Source organism: Rhodococcus sp. NPDC054953 (genome assembly GCF_053609225.1).
Genome location: NZ_JBSGXD010000044.1, coordinates 1 through 6,710 on the forward strand (window position 1 = coordinate 1; position 6,710 = coordinate 6,710).

Here is a 6,710-nt window from a genome sequence, read left to right on the forward strand (position 1 = left end):
CCATCTGGTGTTTCATGCGCCCGGGCATGATCAGCGGCGGTTCTTGGAGTTGTTTGAGCGGGATCTGGCGCCGCGGCTGCGCGCCCTGGGCTGACATCCCCGCCGACCCCACCCCACGACCCGACGGAAGGACGCGCGGCCATGGCAATGGCTCGACTCGGGACGACGAGCACCCTGCCCACCGCGACCCTCGACGCCTGGGATTGGCAGTTGCGGGCGCGCTGCCGCGGCATGGACAGCGCCACCTTCTTCCACCCCGAGGGCGAGCGGGGCCCCACCCGCGCCTGGCGGATCCGTACCGCCAAGGCGCTGTGCGCGGAATGCCCGGTCCTGCTGGAATGCCGGCAGCATGCGCTGAACATCGGTGAGCAGTACGGGATCTGGGGTGGCCTGTCGGAATCGGAACGCTACCGCGACGGGCGCCCCGCGGCCCGCATGGCGCACTGAGGCACCCTCGATGGGCTAGGGTGTGACACAAGGTAGCCCCGCACCCAACGGCGTCGTCCGTTGGTTCTCCTAGTGCGCGGGGTCGAATGATGGTCGCCGACATGGCACGTCACGCATTGCCCGTTTTCGTTCCCGGCTGGCTTCTCGACGATCGGTCGCTGGCACCGCCCGCGGTCGGTGACGTGATCGAGGTGTCCCTCGCCCTCGCCGCCGACGCGGACCCGCCGCCGTGGACGAGGCCCGTCCGCGCAACGGTGCGCCCGGCGTACGGCCGCAGCCCGGTGGACGGCGGGGACGGCCTGCGGTGGCTGCTGGAGGTGTCGGGCGACGGCTGGGCCGCGCGGTGGTGGTCGGAACGGCCGATGCCGCGCCGGGTGGACCTGGACGCCGCGTTCGTCCTCGACCTCCCCGAGGGGCAGGACGATCCGCCGCCGACCCGCGGCACAGTGCGCCGAATCCAGGTGGTGCGGAAGCGATTCGAACGCACCGACACCGGGGTCCGCGCCGTCGGCGGCTCCGAGCGGTTGACCGAGGTCGAGTCGACCCCGCACCAATTCTGGTCGACCCTGGAGTCGGACGCGGACGGATTCGTCCCGACCGGGGTGCTGGTCGACCTGGACCTCGACGACGTTCCGCCGCTCGGGACGCCGTTCGTGCCGGGATCGGTGTCCGTCTCGGGCATCGACGTGTGGGTGATGGACAGATCCAATCCGATTCTGCTGCATGTCGATACGGCGGCCGACCCGCACCGAGTCGTCGAGTACTTGCTGCCGGTGCCGATCGAGGTGTCGGAGCGGTGGGGCTGGGCGCGGGCCGTGCACGCCGACCCGGACGGATGCTGGATCGTCTCCGCCGACGACGTGTTCCGCTGTGACCGGACCGGGACCGCCGCGGTGACGGTCGAGCGGGTGAGCACCGTCGGCGGCCGGAGCGTGCTGGACGACGGCTCCCTCTACCTCCTCGGCCGGACCACGCCGATGCTGTGCGGGGACCGTCGGCACGGCACGGTTCGCGTCGACGCCGACCCGCACCCGGTGCGGGTTCTTGGCCGGGATCGGCGGCTCCGGCCGGTCGACGTCCCGGAGACCGTGACCCGGGTGACGGCGATCTCCGGTCGACGGAACGAGGCCCGCGGCGACGACGGCACCCGCTGGATCGCGGGCCGTGCGCTCGTCGCGCGGGCGCCGGACGGCACGGAACGTTCCGTCGACGTCACCGCACCCGACCGCGGTTGCGTGCACTGGCGCCGACCCGACCCGCGCGAGGATCCCGCGAATGTCGGTCTGGTGCCGATCATGTCGCTTCCCCTGCCGACCGAGAACCGACCGGATCGGATGTGACGCCTATCCGCCGCCGAACTTCTCCGACGTGCCGAGGTCGACGGGCAGCGCGATGCCGGTGATGCCGCGGCCGGTGTCGCCGACCAGGTACAGGACCGCGTCGGCGACCGCCTCGACCTCCAGCCACGGCTGCGGCAGCAGGTTCAGCTTCTGCATCACCCCCGCGGTGTCCTCGAGGACCGGGTTCTCAAGGTCGGGGCGGAATCCGCGCACCATCGGCTCGTTGTCAATCATTGTGGTCCGGACATTGCCCGGATGCACCGAGTTGACCCGAATGTTCGCCCACGCCAACTCGTTTGCCAGCGACTTCGCCAGTCCCCGGACGGCATGCTTCGCCGCCGAGTAGTGCACGATGCCCGGCACACCGCGGAGCCCGGCCATCGAGCTGATCAACACGATCGAACCGCCCCGATTGCCAGCAAGGAGGTGCGGGACAGCGACCTTGGTGGTCTGCCAGACGCCGGTGACGTTGATGTCCATCATCTCGCGGAACTCGTCCGGGGTGAGGTCCCACGAGAGCTTCGGTGACGCGGCGATGCCCGCGTTGGCGACGACGATGTCCAGTCGGCCGAATCGTTCGACTCCCGCGTCGACGGCCTTCTGCAGCGCGTCGAGGTCCCGGGTGTCGGCGACCGACGCGACGATGCCGCGGCCCGTCGCCTCCACCAGCGCGACGGTCTCGGCGAGGTCCACCTCGGTGGCCATGCCGTATCCCGCGGTGGTGACGGGTGCGCAGCGGTCGACGGCAATGATGTCGGCGCCCTCCGCCGCCATCGCCACCGCGTGCGCGCGTCCCTGGCCGCGGGCCGCGCCCGTGATGAACGCGACCTGGCCGGTGAGCTTGCCCATTGTTCTCCTCAGTTCGGATGAAGCGAAACGACTTCATCCTCCATCGGGGAGGGGGTCGCTGCGGCGGTTTCGGCGGGCTACCCGATGGTGATCCGGCGGTGCGCGAGCCGCCACCGGCCGTCCACCCGGCGGAGGGTGTCGTCGTATCGACCGACGCTGGACAGTCGTGCGGCGGTGGTGGTGTCGACGAAGAACGTCCAGTACGCCGTCGAGGTCGCAACGTCCGGGTCGTCCCCGCCGGGGTCGACCGCGATCGTCGTCAGTACGTGCCGGGTCGCGGACCCCGGCCCCTGGATGCCGGAGGCGCGCCTGGTCCGCACCCCCTCCTCGATCTCCGCGCGGCCGGTCCTGCTCTGTGCGGGCATCCCGGTGGTCGGGTTCGGCGCGGATTCCCACACCGCGTCGGCGGTGAAGTGTGTCAGATAGTCCTCGACCGTCCCGTCGTCGGCGAGGTGCGCCACCCGGGCGAGCAGGGACTGGATTTCGACCACGGATTCGGTTGCATTCACCGCTGCCACCCTGCCCGCGCCCGCCGCGGAGCGGCACCGGCGATCCCACCCGGCGGGACGGCCGGGGAGTGGGTCAGCGGCGTTCCTGCTCGCGAACTTCGGCGACGGCGTCGGCGATCGGCAGGGACAGTGCCGGGCCGTGCCCGGGGAGGATGACGTCGGCGTTGAGCGCGGCGAGGTGGTCGAGCGCGGCGAGGGTGTCCGGCCCGCCGTGGTCGAAGACCGGCGGAAGCAGTTGCGGCCCCACAGCGGTGGACAGCGGGTGCGCCGTGACCAGGGCGTCGCCGGTGATGACGACGCGGTGCTGCGGCAGATGAAACGCGGTGTGCCCGGATGTGTGGCCGTGCGTCGCGACCGGGACCGGGGCGCCGGGCAGGTCGAGCTGCCCGTCGGTCCGGAAGGGGCGGGCGCCGTCGGTCCGGAACGGGCGGGCGCCGCCGAGGACCACCTTCCGCGTCGCGCCAGCCCTGGCGATGCGCAGCAGCCACGGCAACACCCCCGGCCGGTGCAGCATCGGGATGAAGTCCGTTGCGGTGGCCTGCTCCAGGTAGTCGCGGCGCGCGTGCGCCACCTCGGTCGGATCCGTGTACACCGGGATGCCGAAGCGGTCGTGGAACGCGGCGAGCGCACCCATGTGATCGATGTGCGCGTGGGTGAGCAGCATCGCCTCGATGTCCTCGGGGCGGCGGCCGAGGGAGCGGACGGCGCGTTCGATGGTGTCGACGTCCCGCGGGTAGCCGCCGTCGATCAGGGTCAGCGCGGCGCCGTCCCGCAGGATCACCGCGTTGACGGCGGTTCCGGCTACGCGGAAGACATCGGGGGCCACCTCGTCCACTGTGCTCACGGACGACCATTGTGCGGCACGGCCGCGCCGGATCCGGACATCAAATGGTTCGTTTTGCTTCGGGAGTCGCGCGGGGACGTTAGGTTCCGGTCATCGGGCTCGACGTATTTGCTGTTGGGAAAGGGACGAATCATGAAGTTCAACCTCGCGGACGTGGTCGAGACGGTTGCCTCCGCGGTTCCGGATCGGGTCGCGTTGACCTACGAAGACGTGGAGCTCACCTACGGGCAGCTCGACGCCGAGGCCAACCGGACCGCCCATCATCTGGCGCAGTCGGGCATCGCGGCGGGCGAGCACGTGGCACTGTTCCTGAAGAACAGCGTCGAGCACGTCACCAGCATCCTCGGGCTGATCAAGATTCGGGCGGTGCCGATCAACGTCAACTACCGCTACACGCCCGCCGAATTGGAGTACATCTTCACCAACTCCGATTCCGCAGCGGTGATCGTCGAACTCCCGGAGCATCAGCGCACCCTCGCCGCGCTGCTCGGGTCGTGCCCGCTGGTCCGGACCGTGTTCGTCGTCGGGGAGACCGTCGACGAACTGCGTGACGCCGCCCAGGAGCGGGGGGTGTCGGTGGTGGCGTTCGCCGACGCGCGTGAGCAGTCGCCCGCCGCGGACTTCCCGACCCGCTCCGGCGACGACCTGTATCTGCTCTACACCGGCGGGACCACCGGCTACCCGAAGGGTGTGATGTGGCGGCAGGACGACTTCTTCCGCAAGCCGCTCTCCGGGGGCAACCCGTACGGCGACGAACCGCGGCAGGACCTCGCCGAGGTCGCCGCGGCGGCAAAGGAGTTCCCGGAGCTCGCGTTCCTGATCGCGGCGCCGCTGATGCACGGTGCCGCCCTGTACTCGCTGTTCACCTTCTTCACCCTCGGTGCCAGGGTGGTGCTCCGGCGGGACTTCGAGCCGAAGGCCGTCGTCGAGTCCATCGAGAAGGACCGGGTGCAGGTGATCCTGATCGTCGGCGACGGCATGGGGCTGCCGCTCGTCGACGAGTTGGAGCGCAGGCAGGGGGAGGTCGACTATAGCTCGCTGTTCTCGATCACCTCGGGGGGTGCGATCTGGTCCACCGCCGTCCGCGACCGGATGCTCGCGGTGAAGCCGGATCTGCTGCTGCGCGACAACTTCGGCGCCTCCGAGTCGGGCAATGACGGGGCGTTCACGATCGACGAGGCGGGCACCCTGCGGATGCCGCCGTCGCCGAGCAAGGTGCTCGTCGACGAGCGGCTCAACGAGATCGAGCCCGGCTCCGATGAGATCGGCTACATCGCCCGGATCGGGAACGTTCCCCTCGGCTACTACAAGGATGAGGAGAAGACGGCCCGGACGTTCCCGACCCGGTCCGACGGCACCCGACTGTCGGTGCTCGGCGACATGGGCCGGGTGGAGGCGGACGGCACGATCGTGTTCCTCGGCCGCGGCTCGCAGTGCATCAACACCGGCGGCGAGAAGGTCTTCGCCGAGGAGGTGGAGGCGGCGCTGCACGCGCACCCGTCGATCTCCGATGCACTCGTCGTGCCGGTGCCCGACCCGCGGATGGGGCAGCAGGTTGCCGCCGTGATCGCGACCTATCCCGACGCGCCCGAGCTGACCCTCGAGGTGGTGCAGGAGCATTGCCGGAAGACGTTGGCCGGGTACAAGGTTCCGCGGTCGATCGTGGTGGTCGACGAGGTGAAGCGCACCCCCGCGGGCAAGGCGGACTACCGGTGGGCGACGGAGACGGCGGCGTCGTAGCACCCGGTTCGACACCGCGATCGGCTTGCCGGTCGCGGTGTCGTGCTGTCTGGGGGTCGCCCCCCTTGAAATGTACAACCAGTTGGTTGTATGTTTGTTCTCGTGAACGGAGATGACGAGGACCGGGCCGACGCCCTGTTCCACGCGCTCGCCGACCGGACCCGGCGCGACATCCTGCGCCGCGTGCTGGCGGGTGAGCACTCGGTCTCCGGGCTCGCCGCGAAGTACGAAATGAGCTTCGCGGCAGTACAGAAGCACGTCGCGGTGCTGGAAAGGGCCGGCCTGCTGACCAAGCGACGCAGTGGTCGCGAGCAGTTGGCCAGCGGCGACGTGACGGCGGTGCGGTCGGTGGCATCCATGCTCACCGAGCTGGAGCAGGTGTGGCGGGGCCGCATCGCCCGCATCGACGAACTCATTGCAACCGACTCGATCATGGAGGACTGAGCCATGCCTGTGACCAACGTCCAGCACGATCTCGACAACCGGACGCTGACCATCATCGCCGACTTCCCCGCTCCGGTGGCGCGGATCTGGCAGATCTACGCGGACCCGCGCCAGCTGGAGAAGGTGTGGGGTCCGCCGACCTTCCCGGCGACGGTCGTGGACCACGACCTCGCCCCTGGCGGCCGGGTGACCTACTTCATGACCGGCCCGGAGGGCGAGAAGTTCGCCGGGTACTGGCAGGTCATCGACGTCGACGAGCCGAACCGATTCTCCTTCGAGGACGGCTTCGCGAACGAGGACTTCACTCCCAACACCGCGCTGCCGGTGTCGACGAGCGTCTACGCGTTCACCGAGCACGACGGCGGCACCCGCGCCACCTACGTCAGCACCTACCCGACCGCCGACGCGCTGCAGCAGGTTCTCGACATGGGGGTCGTCGAGGGGGCGTCCTCGGCGATCAACCAGATCGACGAGCTGATCGCGTCCTGACCGCCCACCGGGGGGGGGGGGGGAAGGAGAAGAGGGGGGGGGAGGGGA

Annotated in this window: 8 protein-coding genes; 5 read left to right on the top strand and 3 right to left on the bottom strand. The window is 70.0% G+C overall.

The genetic code is table 11. The features are described from left to right. Nucleotides 1–141 precede the first annotated feature (141 nt). Together ACWF62_RS20110 and ACWF62_RS20115 are read left to right on the top strand one after the other, a co-directional pair. Nucleotides 142–447: a WhiB family transcriptional regulator gene (locus ACWF62_RS20110; RefSeq protein ID WP_378509317.1), complete on the top strand. Its 306-nt coding sequence runs from the start codon at nucleotides 142–144 to the stop codon at nucleotides 445–447. A 101-nt stretch (nucleotides 448–548) separates the two neighbouring features. Then, nucleotides 549–1,787, top strand: coding sequence for a DUF6578 domain-containing protein (locus tag ACWF62_RS20115; RefSeq protein WP_452631175.1), 1,239 nt, complete (start codon nucleotides 549–551; stop codon nucleotides 1,785–1,787). A gap of 3 nt (nucleotides 1,788–1,790) precedes the next feature. On the opposite strand, the gene ACWF62_RS20120 is transcribed toward ACWF62_RS20115, so the two are convergent. The 3 genes from ACWF62_RS20120 to ACWF62_RS20130 all read right to left on the bottom strand — a co-directional run bounded on the left by ACWF62_RS20120 (nucleotide 1,791) and on the right by ACWF62_RS20130 (nucleotide 3,989). Next, nucleotides 1,791–2,636 carry a mycofactocin-coupled SDR family oxidoreductase gene (locus tag ACWF62_RS20120; protein ID WP_378571519.1) on the bottom strand — a complete coding sequence of 282 codons (846 nt, stop codon included), beginning with the start codon at nucleotides 2,634–2,636 and terminating at the stop codon, nucleotides 1,791–1,793. 77 nt (nucleotides 2,637–2,713) lie between these two features. After that, nucleotides 2,714–3,145, bottom strand: a complete 432-nt coding sequence (locus ACWF62_RS20125; protein ID WP_378571517.1) for a nuclear transport factor 2 family protein — start codon at nucleotides 3,143–3,145, stop codon at nucleotides 2,714–2,716. Between the two features lie 73 nt (nucleotides 3,146–3,218). Continuing rightward, the gene (locus ACWF62_RS20130) at nucleotides 3,219–3,989 is read right to left on the bottom strand and encodes an MBL fold metallo-hydrolase (RefSeq protein WP_378571515.1); all 771 of its coding nucleotides are present in this window, start codon (nucleotides 3,987–3,989) and stop codon (nucleotides 3,219–3,221) included. Nucleotides 3,990–4,121: 132 nt separating this feature from the next. On the opposite strand from ACWF62_RS20130, the gene ACWF62_RS20135 reads away from it, so the two are divergent. The 3 genes from ACWF62_RS20135 to ACWF62_RS20145 all read left to right on the top strand — a co-directional run bounded on the left by ACWF62_RS20135 (nucleotide 4,122) and on the right by ACWF62_RS20145 (nucleotide 6,662). Next, nucleotides 4,122–5,729, top strand: coding sequence for an acyl-CoA synthetase (locus ACWF62_RS20135; protein ID WP_378571513.1), 1,608 nt, complete (start codon nucleotides 4,122–4,124; stop codon nucleotides 5,727–5,729). A 90-nt stretch (nucleotides 5,730–5,819) separates the two neighbouring features. Further along, complete coding sequence (locus tag ACWF62_RS20140) at nucleotides 5,820–6,173, top strand: ArsR/SmtB family transcription factor (protein WP_378509323.1); 354 nt, start codon at nucleotides 5,820–5,822, stop codon at nucleotides 6,171–6,173. Nucleotides 6,174–6,176: 3 nt separating this feature from the next. Continuing rightward, complete coding sequence (locus ACWF62_RS20145) at nucleotides 6,177–6,662, top strand: SRPBCC family protein (protein WP_378509324.1); 486 nt, start codon at nucleotides 6,177–6,179, stop codon at nucleotides 6,660–6,662. Nucleotides 6,663–6,710: the final 48 nt, after the last annotated feature.

Coding starts and splice junctions, on each gene's coding strand:
- ACWF62_RS20110 (WP_378509317.1), top strand. CDS start 142: ATGGCAATGGCTCGACTCGGGACGACGAGCACCCTGCCCACCGCGACC.
- ACWF62_RS20140 (WP_378509323.1), top strand. CDS start 5,820: ATGTTTGTTCTCGTGAACGGAGATGACGAGGACCGGGCCGACGCCCTG.
- ACWF62_RS20135 (WP_378571513.1), top strand. CDS start 4,122: ATGAAGTTCAACCTCGCGGACGTGGTCGAGACGGTTGCCTCCGCGGTT.
- ACWF62_RS20115 (WP_452631175.1), top strand. CDS start 549: ATGGCACGTCACGCATTGCCCGTTTTCGTTCCCGGCTGGCTTCTCGAC.
- ACWF62_RS20120 (WP_378571519.1), bottom strand. CDS start 2,636: ATGGGCAAGCTCACCGGCCAGGTCGCGTTCATCACGGGCGCGGCCCGC.
- ACWF62_RS20145 (WP_378509324.1), top strand. CDS start 6,177: ATGCCTGTGACCAACGTCCAGCACGATCTCGACAACCGGACGCTGACC.